Origin of the sequence: Virgibacillus sp. M23 (genome assembly GCF_034190895.1) — a bacterium.
GTDB classification, from domain to species: Bacteria; Bacillota; Bacilli; order Bacillales; family Amphibacillaceae; genus Virgibacillus; species Virgibacillus salarius.
Map to the genome: position 1 here is coordinate 97,285 of NZ_JAWDHA010000002.1, position 21,720 is coordinate 119,004.

A 21,720-nucleotide genomic window follows, 5' to 3' on the forward strand; every position below is an offset into this window, starting at 1 on the left:
ATGGAGGATGCTACATGTCAGAAATAAAAACAGAAATTAAATTAATTGCATTGGATATGGATGGGACACTTTTAAATAGTGAGCATGAGGTGTCAGAAGCAACTCGTGAAGCAATTGCTGAAGCCTTAGCGAAAGATGTGCATGTGGTGTTAAGTACAGGACGCTGGCTGCAATCCTGTCATCCATACGCAGAATCGCTAAAGTTAACTTCTTATTTAGTTACAGCAAATGGTGGAGAAATATGGACAGTTAATAAGGAATTAGTAGAACAGCATCTACTGAAACCGGAGAAAATAGAAAAAATGTATACTTTAGCAAAAGAAATTGGTTTATCGATATGGATGATTTCCACAGAAGGAGTTTATCGTGATTCAGCACCAGATAACTTTTATGATCATAAATGGTTGAAATTCGGATGTGAATCTTATAATGAGTCAAGGCTTAGTGAAATGATGAAGCAGCTATCTTACATAGAAGGGTTGGAATTGACGAATTCATTACCGACTAATATGGAGGTTAATCCAAAAGGTGTTAGTAAGGCTAGTGCATTGGAAACAGTTTGTGAAAAAATTGGTATCTCAATGAAAGAAATTATGGCTGTAGGAGATAGCTTAAATGACATGAAAATGATCCAGGAAGCTGGCATCGGTGTTGCTATGGGGAATGCACAGGATGCAATAAAGCAAGCAGCTAATTATGTAACGGATACGAATAATAATGATGGTGTAGCAAAAGCAATTCATCGCTTTGTGCTATAAAAAGTAGAATAACGATCCATATTTTGGATCGTTATTCTTTTACGTCGTATTAAAAAAACCGTGGTTCTAGCGATGTTGGATAATTATGAATAACTTTCCAACATCTAACATAGAATATAGTATAGAGCAAATGAATCGGGTTATAGCTGTTAAGGTATAGTCCAAGCCTCATAGACAGTCAGGGGTCTTTCTTTATTTGTTAGAAAAGCGTATAATAGAAGTGTTACAAGAAAGGAGATGCTTTCATGTCATTCTCACGAGGACCGAAAGAACCGGTTCAAGAAGTGGAGACAAATGTCTGGTCATGCATAAGCGATGATTGCCAGGGGTGGATGAGGGAATCATACAGCTTTGAGGATGAACCGAAATGTCCGTTATGTCAGTCATCCATGAAGCAGGAAATAAGAATTCTTCCTGAAGTAAAATAAGCATGCTTTAGTATCTCCGGATATATGAGTTCGGTATTAAGCCTTGATTATTGATTAATCAAGGCTTTTTTCTTAGTTTAGGAAATTATAAAATTAGCCCATGTGGATAAATCTGCCGCTTGCGCTGTTGTTCTTATTAAATAGTTATTCAATTATTGGTATAATTTAGAATTAATTGTTATACTTTTTATATAAGTACAACTTAGATCTACATAAATTGTAAGCGTTTTCTATAAAGGAGGAATAATATGAGATATGCAAACCCTAATTCAGCTGGTGCTTTGGTCAACTTTCAGAGTAAGTACGATAATTTTATAGGTGGGGAATATCGTTCACCTGTAAAAGGGAAGTATTTTGAAAATGTAAGTCCAGTCACAGGTGAAGTATTCTGTGAGGTTGCTAGATCTACAAAGGAAGATGTAGAATCGGCTCTTGATGCAGCTCATAATGCGAAGGACACCTGGGGGAAAACTTCTGTAGCAGAGCGTGCGTTACTATTAAATAGGATTGCTGATCGAATGGAAGAAAACTTAGAAATGCTAGCAGTTGCGGAAACCTGGGATAATGGGAAGGCGGTTAGAGAGGCATTAGCAGCTGATATACCGCTAGCCATTGATCATTTTCGATACTTTGCTGGTGTAATTAGAGGACAAGAGGGCGGCGTTAGCCAAATTGATCATGATACAATTGCTTATCATTTTCATGAACCTCTAGGTGTTGTTGGGCAAATTATTCCTTGGAATTTTCCTTTATTAATGGCTACATGGAAGTTAGCCCCGGCTTTGGCGGCAGGAAATTGCGTGGTTATTAAACCTGCTGAACAAACACCAGCTTCTATACATGTTTGGTTAGAGTTAGTAAAAGATTTACTTCCGCCAGGAGTAGTTAATGTAGTAAATGGTTTTGGAGTAGAGGCAGGCAAACCTTTAGCATCGAATAGTAGAATTGCTAAAATAGCATTTACTGGAGAAACGACGACGGGAAGGCTAATTATGCAATATGCCTCGGAAAATATTATTCCAGTAACATTAGAACTTGGAGGTAAGTCTCCGAACATTTTCTTTGAAGATGTGATGGATGCAGATGATGGATTTTTAGATAAAGCGATCGAGGGGTTTGTTATGTTTGCCCTTAACCAAGGGGAAGTCTGTACATGTCCTTCCAGAGCGCTAGTACATGAAGCAATATACGAAAGATTTATTGAGCGTGCAATTCATCGAGTGAAACAAATAAAGATTGGTCATCCATTGGATACAGAGACGATGATGGGGGCACAGGCTTCTCAAGAACAGTTGGAAAAAATCCAATCCTATTTAGATATTGGTAAGCAAGAAGGTGCTGAAGTATTAATTGGTGGAAATCTAAATAAATTAGAAAATGAAGAATTAAAAAACGGCTATTATGTAGAACCTACTATCTTTAAAGGGCAAAATAATATGCGTGTTTTCCAAGAAGAAATATTCGGACCAGTATTATCAGTCACTACGTTCAAAGACAAAGCAGAAGCAATGTCTATAGCAAATGATACACTATACGGCTTGGGTGCGGGTATATGGACACGTAATATAAACACTGCATATCGCTTTGGGCGTGGAATTGAAGCTGGTAGAGTTTGGACGAATTGTTATCATCAGTATCCGGCTCATGCCGCATTTGGTGGGTATAAAAAGTCTGGAATTGGTAGAGAGAATCATTTAATGATGCTTGATCATTACCAGCAGACAAAAAATTTGCTAGTCAGCTATAGTGAAGGAGCTGCTGGATTATTCTAATGGATAATGCACGTTGATAAATAATGGGGTGATGAAGTGGTAGAACGCGTTATAGCAACGGAAGATGCCCTTGAATTAATTACAAAATTACATGATATTCATGGGGATTTAATGTTTCACCAATCTGGTGGATGCTGTGATGGGAGCTCTCCAATGTGCTATCCTAAGGATGAGTTTCGAATAGGGGAAGCAGATATATTGCTTGGATATATAGGAGCAGCTCCATTTTATATCTCCAAAGATCAATATGAATATTGGAAACATACACAACTTATTATTGATGCTGTTGACGGTAGAGGAGGAATGTTTTCGCTGGAGGGACCTGAAGGAAAACGTTTTTTGACACGGTCCAGAGTATTCTCTGAGGAAGAGAGAACAGAATTAAGTTAAGTAAGAATGGTTACGTACAGTGATTTTGGTACGTAACCATTCTTTTATGTTAATTAAAACAAAGGAAATAGAATTGGGAGGATAATTTGTTGAGAATAAAATACTAGTATTAATTATTTAATAGTCATAAAGTTGCGATTTTAAGGAATACTTAGAAAAATAATGAATAATCAAGAAAATGTTCTTAATAAAGTTGATGAATCGTACATTTACCGGTTTAATTTCCTTGTATTCTCGATTATACTTATTGTGATGTTCTTTTATAAGAACGTAGGTAATCGGATTCAATAAGGAGGCATTGGAATGGTACATGTTAAGAACTTTAGGCCCACTAGTATTAAAATTTGTATGAAGTATATTCTAGTGAATTTACGTAATGCAAGGTTCATAATTTCGATTCAAGGTGCTCCATATCAATTTATTCCGATAGCAGAAAAGGAAATAAAAATTAACCGAAGTACGTTTCAAGTTGAAAATAGGAGAATGCTATTTGCCTTTCAACATAACTCAAGTGTTATCTACATAAAGATGGAAGATCTGCTGAAGTTGCCAAGGTTTAGAGAGAAAGTTAATGCTGTTTTACGATCTACAGAACCACCACGAAATCAGACATTAACCAGGCACAAGCAATCTAACTATTCAATTGATCTTGTCATAGATGAGCTAGAACAGCTAAATATTAAACGATTAATAGACCAGGCGCTTGATCATAGAGATGAAAAAGCTTTTAGGGAACTGCTAAGGCTTTTATAGTATGAAGTAATAAAAGAATAGGGGGAGACATAAGCGTTTAATATAAAGAAGTATCGAACTATTGTCCGTATACATAGCTATATCCGGATAGTGTTTGGGGTTTTTTGCTCCATGTTTGGAAGTGGTGCTTATTTCTACAGAAAGAAATAGATATAATGGTAAGGTAATCATAGCAGCGGAAGTATGGAGGACACATACAGATATGGCATTAGTCCGAAGATTAAAGGGCAAAGACGAAGTTCACTTAATCAGCGTTAACTGTGGCAATTTCTCCGGAAAGTACCTCCCATATTTATTAGTACAATGAAAGAATAACAGTATGATTCTGCTAAATATTTTCTGTCCAATCTCTTTCACTTTTATCCCATATATAACTGGCAGTAATCCCTCACTTCAAGCAAAAAAGAGAAACCAATATGGATTAGTGGGGGATCGACTGCCAGTAAATGTCGATTGATTCAAAGGCATTTAGGTCATACCCTTGTGGTACGAACAATCAGTAGGGAAACAAAACCTTTATTTCATTTTATTTAAGAGGTCCACTACTTTTTTAGTAGTGTAACCACTTCCGCCTCGTTCCTTTGTCTCTTCAATCATCATAGCAATGAGTATATCCTCAGATTCGGTGGGGTAACCAACAAACCAACCATTTTCCTCACCTGAACCTTCACTAGTTAGCTTTAACTCTGCTGTTCCTGTTTTTCCAGAAATAGGGATTGCGCTATTTTTTCCGTATTTCTTTGCTGTTCCATTTTGAACTACATCTCGCAAGTCATTTTTAATACGATTGACTTGTTCCGGTGATAGTAAATCTTCTTTCCAATATTGTGATGTATCTTCACTAGTTAAAAGTGTAGGCTTTATCATATTCCCTTCGTTTAAAAACACAGTATATGCTGCTGCTAAGTGAATTGAACTCATTTCTAACTCACCTTGCCCATAACTGGAATTTGCCAATAGAACTTCATCATCTAGTTTACCGGAAGATGAAATAGACGATGGAGTAATAGGGTATTCGTACGGCAGTTCTTCTCCAAATCCAAATGATTTTAGCCCTTTTTCATAGGCTTTGGCTCCCATTTCAACAGCTTGCATCGCAAAATAGATATTATCCGACCTAACTAACGCATCGTGTAAATCAACTGGACCGTTTGATGTGGACGCTCTTGTAACTTTATAATCACCCCATCCTTCACCATTACCCCAAGTTTTTCCTTTGATTTCTAAACCTTCATCTGGATCGATTGAGCCATTCTTTAAGCCAATTGCTGCTGTTATCGGTTTTAAAACCGAACCAGGAGCGAATGTTGAATAGAAACGATTTAATAGTGGATTTCTTTCGTCATTTTCAAGTTTCTCCCAGAGATTAGGTTCTGTTCCGTAAAGAATTTCGTTTGGATCAAAAGAAGGGCTACTAATTAATCCAAGCGTTTCACCTGTTTTCGGATGTATGATTGCTGCAGTTCCCATATCTCCATTAAAGGATTCATATACTTTTTCTTGAATATTAATATCGATGGTCAGTTTTATATTTTCTCCATTCTTTACAGCTGTTTCTGCAAGTACTTTTTCTTCTTCATTGTCGTTTGTAACTATAATTTTTATTCCTTTTTCCCCTCTTAACTGTTTTTCATATAACTCTTCAAGTCCGCGTTTGCCTATTACAGAATTAGCATCGTACGTACCAGGATCTTTTTCTTTCAGTTCTTCTGCTGTAATTTGTCCAATATACCCAACTAAAGAGCCAGTTGCTTCACCTCCAGGATACACACGGCCAGTAGATTCTTGTCTTGTAATACCATCAATTGCTACTAATTTATTCCAAAGTTCTTGATCTGTTTTTGCAATTTTGGCTATTGGAACAAATAAGTTTGGCTCCACCCAACTTGCGTTGAGAGATTCGTTTATTGATTCGACGGAGACACCTAGTAAATTTGCAATTTTTTTCTTGTTTTGTTCTGCTGATGCTCCTAGTTTTTCTGGGACAATCCCAATAGTATATATGGTGTCGTTCATAGCTAATGGCATGTCGTTTCGATCACGAATTTCCCCGCGGACTGGTGCTGTAGATGTAATACTAATTTCTCCGCCATCCTTTATTTCAGGAAAAATAAAACCAGGATCCCATGAAATATACCAGTTTTCTTCTTTATCTTCACCCTGTTGCACAAGTTCTGCTTTATAGTCAAAAGAAACCGGACCAGCAATCGTTTCCATGCTTACGTTAAAGGGAATGGTTGCTTTTCCTTGATCCATTGCTTTCTCAAGTGAATCTTTATCTAACTTATCAAATTCCACCTGCAATTTTGAGACATTTAAGTCCTCATAAATCTTTTTATAGCGATCAACAAATTGATCTGTTGGATATGTATCAGTAGTATCGGAGCTTAACATCTTATACATATCTGCAAATTCTTGTTTATTCCATTTTTCTACGTATGAATTAAAACGATCATTTGGTGTAGCTTTGTCCGCTGAACATGCTGTAAGCAGTGCAATAAGCGTAACAAAAGCGATAACTATTGCTTTTCTCATCATTTCCCCCCTAATTATTATCTACTCTATCTTATGAACGAGAAGCAACATGGATGATTTAACCACCCATGTTGTTACGTTTCGTTAGGTATAGAAGTTTCCAACTTCATCTACTTTTCGTTCATATGTGCTTTAATTTCTGTTGTAATTCGATTGAATTCGGAGTCTGGAACAACATAGTACCACGTGTTATTAATACGTTGGCCGTTTCCGCTAATCTCCATTGAAGAAATATTTTTTCTCGTGCCGCGATAATCAGAGAATAGTGTTTGCATTGCATCCATATTCAGGTTTGTTTTTACGTTGTCTCCAAGTATGTTAAGGATTTCGCCGACTTTAGTAATACTTGAAAAACTTGCTCCCTTATTTATAGCAGCCATAATAACTGCTCGTTGTCGTTCATTTCTACCTAGATCTCCTCTTGGGTCATTTTTTCGCATTCGGATATAAGATAAAGCTTCTTTACCATTTAATTGAATCTCGCCTGCTGGAAATTGTATTCCGCCTTGGGAAAATGCTGTATCGTTTGTAATGGTAACACCACCTATTGCATCGACACCCTGTTCAAAACCTTCCATATTCACTCTTGCATAATAGTGGACTGGGAGGTCAAAGTTTTCTTCTACTGTTTGAACAGATAGCTCAACATCACCAAATGCATAGGCATGGTTTATTTTATCTTTTCCTTTACCAGGTATTGTCACATACGTATCCCTAGGAATACTTAGCATTTTCATGGAATTGGTTTTCGGATTTAATGATAATAAGATCATTGTATCCGAGCGTCCTTTATCACCATCTCGTTCGTCTACTCCAAGTAATAAAATATTCACTGATTTTGTATCTTTGAAGATAGACTCTAATTCCTTTTTGCGATCTGGGTCATTATCTCGATTTAGTGGATTATGCATAGTTTCCACTGTATCTCCTAGTTTATTCCAAACATAGATAGAGAAGACACCGACTACCAGGATCAGTGCGAGGATAATCCCTCCTACCCAGAACAACCACTTTCGTTTTTTATGTTTCTTTTTTTCCACACGTGAGTTCACTTTAAATTCTCCTCAATACTAATTGTTTGATACAGCAAAGTTTGAAAATAATAACAATTCATTAGTAAATTATAACGAAAATAGTGAATTTCGTCTATGTTCTTATGTAATCTATCCGTCATTATATCAAAATTAAGGCGCATATTCATAGAGATAGCTGATTTGATCAAGGTATAAACGGCAGAGTAGCTATTTTATTCATTTATAAATTGGAATAATATATCGTACGAAGCTGTTCTTTATAATGAACAAATATTTAGTTAAATTAAGTAATACGTAGAAATAATAATAAAATAAAAGTAAAATTAAAATAAATTTAATAAATTACTATATTTAGCAGTTTAAAACATTTTTTAATTGTTTTATACTAATTATGTCGTTCGTTATAAAATACAGACGATGTTCTTCAGGTAAAGTTGTAATTAGATATATCATCGTCACAAAATCATACTTCTTCATTACGTTGCTATGCAATAACTTTAATGCTTTTGCCGTCTTTGCTCATATCCTTAAGAGGAGGGTGTCATTAATCCCAGGTGGGTTAAAAAATAATCTATCGACATAGTAGTCCAAAATTAATATACTCGCTTTTACAAAACTAGTTGTAATATGACAAAACAAGCTACGGAAATAAGTGTGAATTTATAGTATGATAGTCATACAGAGATAAATTTATACTACATAGAAAACCACGTATAAATTCACAGGAGCAAAGTCGCGAATTAAACGATAAGCATTGTTGCAATGACTTAGCTGCTTTGGAAATTAATGGGGGTTGAATAAGTTGATGATTAAGCAAATTTCATTGGATTCAGAATGGGTTGATTTAATCAGACAGGCAAAAACATTAGGCATACCCTTAGAAGAAATTCGTGATTTTTTACATCAATCAGAGAATAAAAATAAAGTATGAATTACAGCAAACTATAAATAGAATAACTCACCTTACTTATGGTATAATTCCCATTGAAAGAAGGTGAGAACTTGATCGGTGAAAAAATTAAGAGTTTACGTACTGATAAGAAAATGTCTATCTCAGAATTAGCTGAAAAAGCCGGTGTTGCTAAATCTTATTTAAGTTCGATTGAACGTAATATACAGATTAATCCATCGATCCAGTTTATCGAAAAGATTAGCAAGGTATTAGGAGTTTCAGTCAATGAATTGATTCGAGATGAAAAAAAGAATGAACCTGAAGAATTGGATGAAGAATGGCTAAAAATCGTACAAGAAGCTATGGAATCAGGTGTTACGAAAGAACAATTTAAAGAGTATCTAGAATTCAATAAATGGAGAAGTAATAGACGTTAACCGTGAGCTTAAGCTAGCGGTTTTTATTTTGGGAATCGAAGTGAAATTTAAATTCTGTATTTCTATGATGTTTTTAAAGCTAAATCTATAGATTAGGGTGAATACATCTCAATCAAATAACATGAACGGTTGGAGACAGATTATAATTGCTTTACCTTTATTATTTCCATTTTTCCGAAGTTCTGCATATAATGAAGAGGGTAGTGTAGAAACATTTATCAACTTGACGGAATCAACCGACATTTAATGGTCAGAAAATAATGAATGAAAGCGAATGCTGTAGTAATGACGCTATTTTCTTTAAAGAAACGACATTGTTCGACAAATCCTCGTTTTATTTTATGTTATAGTTCTATGTATCTAGCAATTTATGTAAAAAAATAAGGGCGGGAACAAAATGGGTGAGCAAGAGAAATACAAGAACTTGCTAAAAAAAGTTATAAAGGAAACAGAAGATCATAAGATAAAATCATCCGAAGAGATGGTAAGAGCGCTAGTAAATGAGTTGGGAAATAGCAGTATGCCTAGTGCAGCTGGTGGAAAATCACAGTCTTTTGCAGAGTAATCAACATAGTAACAATTAACAAATATTGCGTATATTTCTCATAAAGCAGAAAGTGGGGCTATTTCAACATATAAGAAATGGTTCTGCTTTTTTGTGTTTTATGTGAAAGATTACCTTATCTTCAGCAAAATCCTACCAAAGTATGGTATGATGAAATTTGAGTTTTTAAGATAACATATTCGATAATTGATACTATCAGTTTTTACTTATATAAAATAGAAATACTGCGCAACCATAGTGAACGGAGAAAGGATGAATGCGAAATGGATCAAGACAATCCTATTTATATTAAGAATGCTACAATATATGCTGAGCAGGAAGTCATTGAAAATGGTGGTCTGCTACTTTCACATGGGAAAATAGCAGGAATTTATTCTAAACAGGAACCAAAACAATTACCAAAAGAGGTACAAGTAATTAATGGGGAAGGTTTAAATATAATACCTGGGTTTATTGATGGGCATATACATGGGGCTGCAGGTGCAGATGTTATGGACGCTACAGAAGAAGCCTTAGATACAATGGCTTCAACTCTTCCAAAAGAGGGAACCACCAGCTTCTTAGCGACCACGATCACACAATCTCCAGAACAAATTGAGCAGGCACTTATGAATGTGGCATCCTATAAAAATAAACCCGGTCAGTCAGACATTATCGGTGTTCATTTGGAAGGACCATTTATTGAAAAGGGAAAAGCCGGAGCACAGCCGCTTGAATATATTGTTAAGCCAGATGAGAAACTATTCAATAAATGGCAAAAGCTTTCTGGAAATAAGATTAAAACCATTACAATGGCACCTGAGCATGATCAAAATGGAAGCTTTATAAAAAGACTAACGAAAGCTGGAATTAATGTCTCAGCTGGGCATACAGATACAGATTATGCTGGAATTAAGCAAGCGGCAGCATACGGTGTAAGACAACTGACACATTTATGTAATGCAATGTCCGGTATCCACCATCGTGACATTGGTGTTGTAGGTGCTGCTTTTGAGTTGGAAGAATTACGGGCAGAGCTCATTGCAGACGGCATACACGTTGTACCTGAGATGCTGCAATTAATTTATCAAAATATGGGAAGTAGTAGGCTATTGCTCATAACTGACGCAATGCGAGCAAAGTGTCTCCCGCCAGGTAATTATGAACTTGGAGGGCAGCCTGTTAAGGTTTCTGAAGACCGTGCCTTGTTGGAGAATGGTACACTTGCTGGAAGTATCTTGAAAATGCATGAGGGAGCACAACAAATGCTAAGCATGAAAGATGTTTCTATTAAAAATATAGTGGAAATGACAGCGATGAATCCAGCAAAGCAGGTAGGAATGTTTAAGACAAAAGGTAGTATCTTAGACGGTAAGGATGCAGATATCCTAATCGTGGATGACCAGCTTTCTATTAAATACACGATTTGTCGAGGTGTAGTTGCTTTTGAAGGAGATGACGGAAATGGAACTAATTAAGGTAAAAGACTACAATGAAATGAGCAAGCGGGCTTGTTCATTCATTTTAGAAAAAGTAAATAATATGGAGAAGCCTGTACTAGGCTTGGCGACAGGTTCAACTCCAGAAGGCTTATACCAAAATTTAATAGAAAAATATCAAAAGCAGGAAGTTACTTTTGATCACGTTCAAACCTTTAATTTGGATGAGTATGTTGGCCTGAAAAAGGACGATCCGAATAGTTATGATTACTATATGAATGAGAAATTATTTAAACATATAGGTATTCCGAGAGAGCAGACCCACTTACCAAGTGGAGATGCTGCTGACCTGAGTCAGGAAGCTTTGCAGTATGAATCACTAATTCAGGAAGCAGGTAATATTGATGTTCAAATTTTAGGTCTTGGTCTAAATGGACATATTGGATTTAATGAACCGGGTACGCAATTTAGTAGTCGTACACATATTGTACAATTAGATGAGTCAACCAGAAATGCAAACGCGCGATTCTTCCCAACAATTGAAGATGTTCCAAAACAAGCTATAACAATGGGAATAGATACGATTATGCAAAGTAAGATGATTGTATTACTCGTTTCTGGTGAAAAAAAAGCGAATGCTCTTTCTCAATTGATTGACGGAGAAGTAACAGAAGCATTTCCAGCTTCTATCTTACAAACCCATAGCAATGTTATGATTATTGCGGATCAGGCTGCTTGCTCGAAGCTATAATACGAGGCTGAGACAAAAGAATGAAGAAACAATCAAAAACAAACGATAATTAGTTAAAATTAATTATCGTTCGTTTTTGATGAAAATTATAATTTAGCACCTGAAATAGGCGAGACTCCAGCGGGAACAGCACGCGTCCGAAGATCCGCTTGATAACGTGTTTTTCTTTACCAGGTTAGCTGAGGCCGTGCCCACGGAAAGAGCGTATAGTTTCACAGTGCGGCGATGATAATCCTATTGATAACATGATTATTCGTATTTTGAGTAAAGAAGTTGTGTTTTGTCTCAGCTTCCTTAATATCAATTCATATCTATTTCCATATAAATCGTATTCGTTGGAGTCATTACAGCCTGATCACTTGTTAAATCTACGATCGTTTCTTTAAATTCCTCTTCTTGACCAATTTCAACGAAGACTACAAACTCTACTTTGTCTGAATAGTTTATCCTCTCTAATCGATATTTGGAACGACGAATTTCATGTTCTAGCTTCCCTGATTGCGTATAATCAACCGTAACCGAAAAACCTTGCATCCGTTGACGTTTTACTACACCAGTAGTCTTAATCGCTTGTGAAGTAGTACTTCCGTAGGCGCGGATTAAACCACCAGCACCTAATTTTATACCACCAAAATAACGGGTAACAACCACAACCGTATCCTTTAGGTGTTGTTTTTTTAATACTTCTAGTATTGGAACACCAGCAGTCCCGCTTGGTTCACCATCGTCGTTTGCCTTTTGAATTTGATCATGTTCACCTACTAGATAGGCTGAGCAATTGTGTGTGGCATCATGATGCTTCTTTTTTATTTCTTGGATAAATGACTGTGCAGCTTCTTCTGTCTCTACACGCTTAACGTAGCCGATAAAACGAGATTTTTGGATGGTTAGCTCATCTCGACCTTCAAGTTTTACTGTTAAATAACTATCTAGCACCTGTGTTCACTCCTCCTATTCAAGCATGATAGAATAAGGGATATAAAAATTAACATACCATAAGAAAAAAGTTTCACAATAAATAATCACTAAGTATGCAAAAAGACCCTATAAAAAATATTAATATGTGCGTATAATTATAACATAGGTTGGTGGATAATGATGGCGCAGAAAATCAGTGATAGAGCATTAGATTATATTATCAATGAAATGATTGAAGTGGTTGAGAACAGCAAAGATGAAATTTTTAACATTAGTGAAGAAGCTAGAAATGAACATGAACATCTCGTTAAGGAATTGAAGGAAACAAAGGTCAAGGTAATGCAACATATCGAAGACGGGGATCAGCTCGAGCAAAAAGTCCGATTTTCTCGACAACGGTTAGCTGAAGTTAGCAAATATTTTGATCGTTATTCTGAAAATGAGATACGAGAAGTGTACGAAATGACACATGCCATGCAAACAAAGCTAGCTGTTCTGCGTCAGGAAGAAAGTGTTTTACGTGAAAAGCGAGACGATCTGGAGCGAAGGTTGATTTCTTTAAATCAGACGATAGAGCGAGCAGAAGGATTGGCTGGGAAAATCTCTGTCGTACTAAATTATTTACATGATGATTTTCGACAAGTGAACGAAATGATTGAAGAAGCAAAGGAAAAACAAGAATTTGGTCTGAAAATTATTGAAGCACAGGAAGAAGAACGAAGAAAGATTTCTAGAGAAATACATGACGGCCCAGCACAAATGCTTGCGAATATCCTCTTGCGTTCTGAATTGGTAGAAAGAAATTTCCGTAAGCAGGATATCGATCAAGGACTTATTGAGATTAAGAGTGTTAGGAAGATGATCCGCTCTTCTTTATATGAAGTACGTAGAATTATATATGACCTTAGACCAATGGCGCTTGATGATTTAGGACTAATACCTACGATAAAAAAATATGTCGCTACTATTTCTGACTATAACGATTTGAAAATTGAGTTTACATCTATGGGAGAAGAAAAGCGATTAAATCAGAAATATGAGATTGCTTTTTTTCGGCTCGTACAGGAAGCGCTACAAAATGCGGTAAAACACGCTGAAGCATCGTTAATTCAGGTTAAGCTTGAAATAGCAAAAAATAATTTAACGATGATTATTAAAGATAATGGAAAGGGATTTGACCCATCCATGAAGCGAGATAAGTCGTTTGGATTAATTGGAATGCGTGAACGCGTAGAGATGCTAGAAGGAAAAATGGATATTAAATCCATGATAGGAAAAGGTACAACTATCTCCATTAAGGTTCCCTATGTACCCTCATAGCGGTATAATAGGTTAAATAGAGTTTTATCTCACCTTACTTAAAATAAAGAGAGAACATAGTTCTATCATAGTAAACTACTAGGGTAAATGAATAGAATAAGATGTAGGAGGAACATAACGATGAACACAGAAAGAAAAATACGTATTGTATTAATTGATGATCATAAGCTATTTCGTGAAGGAGTAAAGAGAATATTAGACTTTGAGCCTTCTTTTGAAGTTGTAGCAGAGGGCGACGATGGATCAATCGCAGCTAAGCTGGTTAAGGAAAATAATCCTGATGTCGTATTAATGGATATAAATATGCCAAATATGAATGGGGTACAGGCAACATCTGATTTAGTTCGTTATTTTCCAAATACAAACGTTATTATTCTATCGATACATGATGACGAAAGCTATGTGACCCATGCTTTAAAAACAGGGGCGCAAGGATACTTACTAAAAGAAATGGATTCAGATGCATTAATTGATGCGATAAAGGTTGTTAGTGACGGTGGTTCCTACCTTCATCCAAAAGTTACACATAATTTAGTTATGGAATATCGGAGACTTGCTAAAGAAAATGCCTCTAATATTTCAGAAAATGGTATTGAATATCGCAAGCCATTACATTTATTAACAAAAAGAGAATGTCAAGTATTACAGCTGTTAGCAGATGGAAAAAGCAACCGTGCAGTAGCAGAAACGCTGTATATTAGTGAAAAAACGGTTAAGAACCATGTTAGTAACATTTTACAGAAAATGAATGTAAATGACCGTACACAAGCTGTTGTTTCAGCGATACGAAAAGGTTGGGTTGAAGTAGTCTAGCCATTCACATGATGTTCTGCTACATTTCCTTTTTAATATATGATAGATGTTTACTCTGATACTACGTAAGAAGGTATCAGAGTTATTTTTTTATCGTATATTTTTGCTTGCTAATACGAAGTCCTGTATATTATAATTCATTCGCTCTATGAATATGAATCCATTTGGTGATAGTTTCCAGCATAGTATCTGTATCAGCTTTAAAGGAACCATAGAAATGCTCCAATTACCTTAGTTTTAACTTGAAGTATGCACGTGCTTTTTTCACTTTACTGATGCATTTTTTAATAGGTTCATGTAAAATAAATGAGTGTAATATAACATTAGTGCTAGTTAACGTGCAGCAGTTAGTAGCGACGTTTTTTTGTGAATAGAGTATGGAAACAGGGCAGATGACAGAAACTATTGAAACGCTATTTTTTAGCTACGAAATATATAAAATAGAATTAATACCAATGTCGGATTTATCCCGCATATAACTGGCAGTAAGATCCGCACTTTAAGCAATCAAGTGAAACCAATATGGATAAGTGTGGATCAACTGCCAGTAAATGTCCGATTGGTTTAACTAACCATCCGTGGGGAAAAACAAAACCCCCCACGGATGGAAGGTTCACTTTATATAACAGTTACTACAAACACATGAAAATTATTCAAATAGTACTAATTTGATGACCGTAAAACATTAGTAAAGAGGAGAAGGTGTCATGAAAATCGCTGTAATGACAGATAGTACAGCTTACATAACCAAAGATGTTCGTGAAGAAAAACAGATACATATGGTTCCTTTAAGCGTTCAGTTTGAAGAAGCATCCTTTCAAGAAGAAATAGATATTACAACCGATCAATTTTACGAGAAATTAAGAGAGGTAAAGGAACTTCCAAAAACATCACAGCCATCTATAGGGTTAATCACGTCCAAATTAGAAGAATTAGCCAAGGATTATGATGCGGTCATATCTATTCATCTTTCTAGTGGTATTAGTGGTACGTATCAAGCAGTTGCAAGTGCAGGAGAAATGGTTGAAGGTATAGAAGTGTATCCCTATGACTCTGAAATAAGCTGTATGGCACAGGGGTTTTATGTATTAGAGGCAGTTGAAATGATACAAGAAGGTAAACAACCAACGAAAATTATGGAACGCCTTGATGAAATAAAGTCATCACTACGGGCCTATTTCATGGTAGATGACCTAAGTAATTTACAACGTGGTGGAAGGTTAAATGGTGCCCAAGCAATCGTAGGGAGCTTATTACAGGTTAAGCCAATCTTACATTTTGTTAATAAAATAATTGTTCCTTTTGAAAAAATCCGTACAAAGAAAAAAGCAATTAATCGGATCCTAGGATTATTGGATGAGGATGCAGGTGAAGGCAAGCAATTAAAAGTTGTTTTTATCCATGCAAACGCTGAATCAGATGCCATTGCGTTGCAAAAAAGCTTTTTGGAGAAGTATCCAGAGATGGATACTTCGATTAGCTACTTTGGTCCTGTTATTGGAACACACCTCGGTGAAGGTGCACTCGGTGTAGGCTGGTATAAGAAATAAGCTTCAACTTATGGAGCTGCCTAATATGCAGCTCCTGTCTACTCATTGGAAGGATAGCTCTATCGTAAAGCCTCAATTTCTCCATAAAAACTATCATTCATTTTTTACTGAATTACCCTCTACCACTTCTTTATCCTCGCATATAACTGGCAGTAAGCCCCCACCTTAAGCAATAAAGTGAACCACTATGGATAAGAGTGGGATCAACTGCCAGTAAATGTCCGATTGGTTCACCTAACAATCCAAAACCCCCCCACGGATTGAAGCTTCACTTTATCTATAATTAGATAACCATACTTTTTAGAGAAAGGAAGTGATTTTATTTGCAGCAAATGAAGGCTCTCCATTTAGATACCATCGCCTTATTACTCTCCGGAAAGTTACTATTAAGAAAAGAGATACCTCTAGATGATAGACAATTTCACACACTCCTAAATCATCGCCTTATTACTCCAGTACCATCAATAGTACGTGAGCGTTTTACTTGGAAATGCCAGCGTTGTGGTAATCGACATAGATTTTTATTTTCTAGCCTTGATAAAGCTTCTATCTATTGTAGAAAATGTATTGAGATGGGAAAAGTTATTAAATCTGAATGCCTTTATATATGGAGTGGAGCCATACCAACTTGGAAAAAATATGAAGCTGCTTGTTCTTGGAACGGAGAATTAACACTTGCGCAGGCTAAAGCAGCAGAACGCATTGTACAGACTATACAGAAACGGGAAAGCACCTTGCTCATTTGGGCTGTTTGTGGAGCTGGAAAAACTGAGATGCTTTTTCCAGGAATGGAGGAAGCTCTCCGGTATGGAATGAGAATTTGTATAGCAACCCCCCGAACAGATGTTGTTCTAGAATTAAAACCTCGTATTAAAAAAGCATTTTCAACTGTACCTATAGATGCATTATATGGGGGGAGTAAAGTTAAATTAGCAACTGCTCAAGTGGTTATCTGTACTACTCATCAGCTCTTACGTTTTCAACATGCCTTTGACTTAATAATTATCGATGAAATTGATGCATTCCCTTATCATAAGGATCCATCCCTTGCTTTTGCCGCTAAGCGAGCAAAGAAGCTAAACAGCACTACCATCTATTTAACCGCTACACCCAGATTGAAATTCCGATTACAAATGGCAACAAAGCAATTGTCGTATACTTTTGTCCCAATAAGATTTCATGGATATCCACTACCAATTCCAAAATTAAAACTATGTAGATCATTAAGAAAAAACCTTCAATATTCAACTCCACCACCAGCACTACTTCACTGGATACAACAGAGGGAAAATAAAGGTAGACAGCTACTCATTTTTTTACCAACGGTAGAAATCACGAGAAAATTTGAAAAATCGCTTACGACGTTTTTTCTAAAGCATGGGATTATTATAATGCCCTCGGCATTAAGTTGCGTACATGCTCAAGATGAAGATAGGAATTGGAAGATCAAACAATTTCGTGAAAAAGAAATCCAAGTATTATTGACAACTACTATTTTAGAACGTGGTGTTACGTTTCCAGCTGTTGATGTTGCTGTGCTTGATGCAGGACATGAAGTATTCGATGAAGCGGCCCTTGTCCAAATCGCAGGGCGGGCTGGAAGAAGTTTTGATGATCCTACCGGTGAAATTATTTTCTTTCATGACGGTAAAACAATAGCTATGATCAAAGCAGTTGAAATGATAAAAGAAATGAATAAACAGGGAGGGTTTTAAAAAATTGTATTGTTTATGGTGCTCCGAACCAATCATACAGCAGCTGACCTGGCAAAATTTCTTTTTTCCAGATATAAAAAAACTATGTGTGTATTGTGACTCACTGTTAGAAAAAATTGATGGGGATCGTTGCCACAAATGTAGTCGACAATGTGAACAAGCAATATGCTTCGATTGCCAAAGGTGGGAAAAGGAGAAGGAACGTGATACACTCGTTTTTAATTATTCTATTTTTCAATATAATATATTTATGCAAGAACTTATTGCGAAATGGAAATATCGTGGAGACGTTGAACTGGGCAATATATTCCGCGACGCAGTGAGAAAGGGGTTTACTCCTACATTTGCTGCCATGAAAAAACATGCGATAGCCGTACCTATTCCATTAAGCAAAGATAGGGAAAAAGAGCGTGGTTTTAATCAAGCAAAAATTTTAGCAGATTTTCTACCAATTAAATCTGAACTCGTATTGCATCGTATGGAAGGTGAAAAGCAATCGAAAAAATCGAGAAAAGAAAGAATTCAGTCGATAAATCCATTTAGCATTACTAAAAGTATTAACAAACCAGTCATACTTGTCGATGATATATATACAACCGGAACGACGCTAAGACATGCAGGAAAAGTGCTAAAGGAGAATGGTTGTCCGGAGGTTTTTGGTTTTACCTTAATTAGGGGTTAAAGTACGAAAAAATATATATGTAAATGAAAAGAGGGAATTTTCAATGGCTGAATTGGCAAATTGTTCTCGTTGTGACAACTTATTTGTAAAAGGAGTTCGTGATATTTGTCAAAATTGCTACAAACGGGAGGAAGAGGCATTTCAAAAGGTTTATCAATTTTTACGACAGCGCAAGAATCGAGAGGCGACATTAAGTGAAATTGTTCAACAAACAGGAGTTGATGAAGAGCTAATCATCAAGTTTGTGAAGGAAAAAAGGCTTCGACCCACCGAATTTCCGAACGTGGGATATCCGTGTGAAAAATGTGGGGAAGTCATTACATCAGGAAAACTATGTCAACGTTGTTCAGAGAAGTTAAAACAAGAGCTACAGCGATATGAGGAACATGAGCAGCGGATGAAACAAGAACAAAAAAAAGACAAGGTTAAAACATACTATATGTTTGATAAATAATATTTTTTCTTAAACTTTCCGGTATAACAACCGATATTAATAATGATAAAATGGATACCGGTTATAGCTTTCAAAAGAGGTGAGTGGAAGTGAAAATTAATGGATTGAATCAACCTAATTATAATCCGTATAAACAACAAATAAACAAACAAGTGGAAGTAAAACACGATATGAAAAAAGATCAAATTGAAATTTCTAATCAGGCAAAGCAATTACAAGAAGACGAAAAACCGAATCCTGCTCGTTCAGCACGTGTTGAGAAATTAAAAGAAGCGGTTGAAGCGGGAGAATATAAAGTGAATTATGACAAAACAGCTGAAAAAATGATTGATTTTTGGTCAGGAAAATAAAGCACTACCAAATGTAGTAAAAAGGTATGGGCAGGGAGAATGATGATTGAATCGAGCATTTATCTGTTACGAAGAGAATTCACTGCCTACTAATCTGTCAAAAAATAAATGAAGTTCTGAATAGGGAGGATTGTCATTGACTTTGCAAAAAATAAAAGAAGCCATGGATGTATTGGTTGACCTTCACCATAAGCTGATTGAGCTTTCAGAACTAAAAACTGATCTATTAAAAAAAGGATCTTTAGAGGAACTACAGGGATTGTTAGTTAAAGAAAGGAAGCTTATTCGGAAAACGGAACAAGCAGAAGCGGACCGAATTCAGGCTGTAAATTCATGGTTTCAAGCTATGGATGTAGCCAGTGAAGATAAAACAATATCCACCATACTTGAAATTGCTAAAGATGGTCATGAGAAAAACGAGTTAGCGACAGTGACAACAGTATTAACACAGGCGATTACGAAATTAAAACAGCTAGAGCAGCTTAATCACGCTTTAATAAATCAGTCTATGCAATTTGTACAACTATCACTGGATGTTATGAGTCCAACCATACGCAATATTAATTACGGAAATAAGAATGAAAAAAACACGGATACAGCAAAACGTTCCGTATTTGACTCGAAAGCGTAAACGAATTCGTTAGGAGGTAGCACATGAGTACATTTCACGGATTAGAAATGGCAAAACAGGCACTTTTTGCTCAACAATCTGCACTTTATACAACAGGCCACAATATATCAAATGCAAATACAGAGGGATATACAAGACAACGGGTTAATTTTGAGACCATGAACCCGTATCCTTCAGGTTCTAGAAATAGACCTCAAATACCAGGGCAAATGGGGACTGGCGTACAGGCAGGATCTGTTCAGCGTGTTCGTGATCAATTTTTAGATTATCAATACCGTGCTGAGAGTAGTAAATCTGGCTATTGGGCAGCAAGAGCAGATGCACTAAGTCGTATGGAAGGAGTTTTAAATGAGCCTTCAGATAGTGGACTCTCTCATACGATTGATCAGTTCTGGAATGGCTTACAAGATTTAGCTGTCAATCCAGATAACTCAGGAGCTAGATCAGTAGTAGCTAACCGTGGTCTTGCAGTAGCTGAGACATTCAATTATCTATCCGAATCATTATCATCGATTCGCTCCGATTTGAAGAACCAGATTGATACATCTGTAAAAGAAACAAACGCATTATTAAGGCAAATTCATAATATTAACGAACAAATTAAAGAGCTTGAGCCACATGGTTACTTATCAAATGACTTATACGATGAAAGAGATCGTTTAATTGATGAGCTTTCTAATAAAATGAATATTAAAGTTACTTACTCCAAAAGTGGCGAAGGCTCTCCAGAAATTGCTGATGGTATGGCAACGATAGAAGTTGTAAATGAAAAAGGGGAACCATTTAACCCAAGTGTTGTGTTAGTCAATGGTCAAACTGGTCAAGAGCAAGTAAATGAAATAGAGGTAACATATGGTAATGATTCTTATGCTGCCGTGAGTGGAATTTCAGTCAATGGTCAGCAATTAGATGTAATGAATACGAATGGCTCACTAAAAGGATTCATAGATTCATATGGTCATGATTTTGATGGTGATGGGGATGTAACTGGTACATATACCGACATGCTAGCTGATCTTGATAAACTAGCTAATACGTTAAAAGAAGAATTTAATAAGGTTCACCATAACGGAAAAGCGCTTGATGGGTCTGATGGAATTGACTTCTTTGTGTTTAAAGATGGAAAAGATGGAGCGGCAGGAATTACGGTCAATAAAGACATTTTGGATGACCCAGATTTAATTGCTGCAAGTACAAATGATACGGATGGAGAAGGTGCAAATGCACTGAATTTAGCTGAAGTATTTAATAATAAGAATTTGAATGGAAACCCATTGGGAGAGAGTACTTCGATCAACAGTTTCTATCAGTCATTAATTGGCGAAATGGGTGTTAAAGCTCAAGAGGCAAATCGAATGACGAACAACACAGCCATTCTTCGTTCCCAAGTGGAAGATCAACGTATGGCGGTGAGTAGTGTTTCGTTAGATGAAGAAATGTCAAATATGATTAGGTTTCAGCACGCTTATAATGCTGCAGCAAGAAGCATGACTACAATGGACGAGATGTTAGACAAAATCATAAATAGTATGGGACTTGTTGGAAGGTAGGGGA

22 protein-coding genes are annotated in these 21,720 nt (G+C 36.3%); 19 read left to right on the forward strand and 3 right to left on the reverse strand.

All coding sequences use genetic code 11. The features are described 5' to 3' along the window. Window positions 1–14: 14 nt before the first annotated feature. The 5 genes from RVS70_RS01365 to RVS70_RS01385 all read left to right on the forward strand — a co-directional run bounded on the left by RVS70_RS01365 (window position 15) and on the right by RVS70_RS01385 (window position 4,101). On the forward strand, window positions 15–758 hold the full coding sequence (locus RVS70_RS01365; RefSeq protein ID WP_026679927.1) for a Cof-type HAD-IIB family hydrolase: 744 nt from the start codon (window positions 15–17) through the stop codon (window positions 756–758). Between the two features lie 245 nt (window positions 759–1,003). Then, window positions 1,004–1,186, forward strand: a complete 183-nt coding sequence (locus RVS70_RS01370) for a cold-shock protein (RefSeq protein ID WP_026682043.1) — start codon at window positions 1,004–1,006, stop codon at window positions 1,184–1,186. A gap of 248 nt (window positions 1,187–1,434) precedes the next feature. Continuing rightward, window positions 1,435–2,958, forward strand: coding sequence for an aldehyde dehydrogenase family protein (locus tag RVS70_RS01375; protein ID WP_121605687.1), 1,524 nt, complete (start codon window positions 1,435–1,437; stop codon window positions 2,956–2,958). A gap of 36 nt (window positions 2,959–2,994) precedes the next feature. Next, complete coding sequence (locus tag RVS70_RS01380; protein ID WP_026682041.1) at window positions 2,995–3,348, forward strand: DUF779 domain-containing protein; 354 nt, start codon at window positions 2,995–2,997, stop codon at window positions 3,346–3,348. Between the two features lie 303 nt (window positions 3,349–3,651). Continuing rightward, window positions 3,652–4,101: an IDEAL domain-containing protein gene (locus RVS70_RS01385; protein WP_121605686.1), complete on the forward strand. Its 450-nt coding sequence runs from the start codon at window positions 3,652–3,654 to the stop codon at window positions 4,099–4,101. Between the two features lie 516 nt (window positions 4,102–4,617). Here the strand turns inward: RVS70_RS01385 and RVS70_RS01390 are convergent. Next, entirely contained in the window at window positions 4,618–6,636 is a 2,019-nt protein-coding gene (locus RVS70_RS01390) for a penicillin-binding transpeptidase domain-containing protein (RefSeq protein WP_121605685.1), read from the reverse strand. Window positions 6,637–6,746: 110 nt separating this feature from the next. Next, complete coding sequence (locus RVS70_RS01395) at window positions 6,747–7,688, reverse strand: LCP family protein (RefSeq protein ID WP_026682039.1); 942 nt, start codon at window positions 7,686–7,688, stop codon at window positions 6,747–6,749. 787 nt (window positions 7,689–8,475) lie between these two features. Between RVS70_RS01395 and RVS70_RS01400 the strand changes: the two genes are divergently transcribed. The 5 genes from RVS70_RS01400 (at window position 8,476) to nagB (ending at window position 11,733) form a co-directional block, all read left to right on the forward strand. Then, on the forward strand, window positions 8,476–8,601 hold the full coding sequence (locus RVS70_RS01400) for an anti-repressor SinI family protein (protein WP_121605940.1): 126 nt from the start codon (window positions 8,476–8,478) through the stop codon (window positions 8,599–8,601). Window positions 8,602–8,672: 71 nt separating this feature from the next. Continuing rightward, on the forward strand, window positions 8,673–8,999 hold the full coding sequence (locus tag RVS70_RS01405) for a helix-turn-helix domain-containing protein (protein ID WP_026682038.1): 327 nt from the start codon (window positions 8,673–8,675) through the stop codon (window positions 8,997–8,999). Between the two features lie 397 nt (window positions 9,000–9,396). After that, window positions 9,397–9,564: a hypothetical protein gene (locus RVS70_RS01410; RefSeq protein WP_162986483.1), complete on the forward strand. Its 168-nt coding sequence runs from the start codon at window positions 9,397–9,399 to the stop codon at window positions 9,562–9,564. Between the two features lie 263 nt (window positions 9,565–9,827). Continuing rightward, window positions 9,828–11,021, forward strand: a complete 1,194-nt coding sequence (nagA, locus tag RVS70_RS01415) for an N-acetylglucosamine-6-phosphate deacetylase (protein WP_121605684.1) — start codon at window positions 9,828–9,830, stop codon at window positions 11,019–11,021. Further along, window positions 11,008–11,733 (forward strand): glucosamine-6-phosphate deaminase, encoded by a 726-nt coding sequence (gene nagB / locus RVS70_RS01420; RefSeq protein WP_121605683.1) that lies wholly within the window; start codon window positions 11,008–11,010, stop codon window positions 11,731–11,733. Before nagA ends, nagB begins: the two co-directional genes overlap by 14 nt. Window positions 11,734–12,033: 300 nt before the next feature. Here nagB and RVS70_RS01425 read toward each other — a convergent pair whose 3' ends face one another. Beyond that, window positions 12,034–12,669: a YigZ family protein gene (locus tag RVS70_RS01425; RefSeq protein WP_121605682.1), complete on the reverse strand. Its 636-nt coding sequence runs from the start codon at window positions 12,667–12,669 to the stop codon at window positions 12,034–12,036. A 162-nt stretch (window positions 12,670–12,831) separates the two neighbouring features. Between RVS70_RS01425 and RVS70_RS01430 the strand changes: the two genes are divergently transcribed. The 9 genes from RVS70_RS01430 to flgK all read left to right on the forward strand — a co-directional run bounded on the left by RVS70_RS01430 (window position 12,832) and on the right by flgK (window position 21,716). Continuing rightward, entirely contained in the window at window positions 12,832–13,971 is a 1,140-nt protein-coding gene (locus RVS70_RS01430; RefSeq protein ID WP_026682033.1) for a sensor histidine kinase, read from the forward strand. A gap of 120 nt (window positions 13,972–14,091) precedes the next feature. Further along, window positions 14,092–14,784, forward strand: a complete 693-nt coding sequence (locus tag RVS70_RS01435; protein ID WP_026682032.1) for a response regulator — start codon at window positions 14,092–14,094, stop codon at window positions 14,782–14,784. Between the two features lie 707 nt (window positions 14,785–15,491). Then, window positions 15,492–16,334, forward strand: a complete 843-nt coding sequence (locus RVS70_RS01440; RefSeq protein WP_026682031.1) for a DegV family protein — start codon at window positions 15,492–15,494, stop codon at window positions 16,332–16,334. Window positions 16,335–16,666: 332 nt separating this feature from the next. Then, complete coding sequence (locus RVS70_RS01445; RefSeq protein WP_121605939.1) at window positions 16,667–18,049, forward strand: DEAD/DEAH box helicase; 1,383 nt, start codon at window positions 16,667–16,669, stop codon at window positions 18,047–18,049. A gap of 4 nt (window positions 18,050–18,053) precedes the next feature. Continuing rightward, on the forward strand, window positions 18,054–18,731 hold the full coding sequence (locus tag RVS70_RS01450) for a ComF family protein (RefSeq protein ID WP_321132414.1): 678 nt from the start codon (window positions 18,054–18,056) through the stop codon (window positions 18,729–18,731). Between the two features lie 43 nt (window positions 18,732–18,774). Then, entirely contained in the window at window positions 18,775–19,185 is a 411-nt protein-coding gene (locus RVS70_RS01455) for a TIGR03826 family flagellar region protein (RefSeq protein ID WP_026682028.1), read from the forward strand. A gap of 89 nt (window positions 19,186–19,274) precedes the next feature. After that, complete coding sequence (gene flgM, locus RVS70_RS01460; protein WP_026682027.1) at window positions 19,275–19,535, forward strand: flagellar biosynthesis anti-sigma factor FlgM; 261 nt, start codon at window positions 19,275–19,277, stop codon at window positions 19,533–19,535. Window positions 19,536–19,671: 136 nt separating this feature from the next. Further along, window positions 19,672–20,166, forward strand: a complete 495-nt coding sequence (locus RVS70_RS01465; RefSeq protein ID WP_026682026.1) for a flagellar protein FlgN — start codon at window positions 19,672–19,674, stop codon at window positions 20,164–20,166. Window positions 20,167–20,189: 23 nt separating this feature from the next. Further along, window positions 20,190–21,716 carry a flagellar hook-associated protein FlgK gene (gene flgK / locus RVS70_RS01470; protein WP_321132415.1) on the forward strand — a complete coding sequence of 509 codons (1,527 nt, stop codon included), beginning with the start codon at window positions 20,190–20,192 and terminating at the stop codon, window positions 21,714–21,716. Window positions 21,717–21,720: the final 4 nt, after the last annotated feature.

Bases quoted from the DNA above. Each gene is read 5' to 3' on its own strand.
- RVS70_RS01365 (WP_026679927.1), top strand. From the start codon at position 15: ATGTCAGAAATAAAAACAGAAATTAAATTAATTGCATTGGATATGGAT.
- RVS70_RS01370 (WP_026682043.1), top strand. From the start codon at position 1,004: ATGTCATTCTCACGAGGACCGAAAGAACCGGTTCAAGAAGTGGAGACA.
- RVS70_RS01375 (WP_121605687.1), top strand. From the start codon at position 1,435: ATGAGATATGCAAACCCTAATTCAGCTGGTGCTTTGGTCAACTTTCAG.
- RVS70_RS01385 (WP_121605686.1), top strand. From the start codon at position 3,652: ATGGTACATGTTAAGAACTTTAGGCCCACTAGTATTAAAATTTGTATG.
- RVS70_RS01390 (WP_121605685.1), bottom strand. From the start codon at position 6,636: ATGAGAAAAGCAATAGTTATCGCTTTTGTTACGCTTATTGCACTGCTT.
- RVS70_RS01400 (WP_121605940.1), top strand. From the start codon at position 8,476: ATGATTAAGCAAATTTCATTGGATTCAGAATGGGTTGATTTAATCAGA.
- RVS70_RS01410 (WP_162986483.1), top strand. From the start codon at position 9,397: ATGGGTGAGCAAGAGAAATACAAGAACTTGCTAAAAAAAGTTATAAAG.
- nagA (WP_121605684.1), top strand. From the start codon at position 9,828: ATGGATCAAGACAATCCTATTTATATTAAGAATGCTACAATATATGCT.
- nagB (WP_121605683.1), top strand. From the start codon at position 11,008: ATGGAACTAATTAAGGTAAAAGACTACAATGAAATGAGCAAGCGGGCT.
- RVS70_RS01430 (WP_026682033.1), top strand. From the start codon at position 12,832: ATGGCGCAGAAAATCAGTGATAGAGCATTAGATTATATTATCAATGAA.
- RVS70_RS01435 (WP_026682032.1), top strand. From the start codon at position 14,092: ATGAACACAGAAAGAAAAATACGTATTGTATTAATTGATGATCATAAG.
- RVS70_RS01440 (WP_026682031.1), top strand. From the start codon at position 15,492: ATGAAAATCGCTGTAATGACAGATAGTACAGCTTACATAACCAAAGAT.
- RVS70_RS01445 (WP_121605939.1), top strand. From the start codon at position 16,667: ATGAAGGCTCTCCATTTAGATACCATCGCCTTATTACTCTCCGGAAAG.
- RVS70_RS01455 (WP_026682028.1), top strand. From the start codon at position 18,775: ATGGCTGAATTGGCAAATTGTTCTCGTTGTGACAACTTATTTGTAAAA.
- flgK (WP_321132415.1), top strand. From the start codon at position 20,190: ATGAGTACATTTCACGGATTAGAAATGGCAAAACAGGCACTTTTTGCT.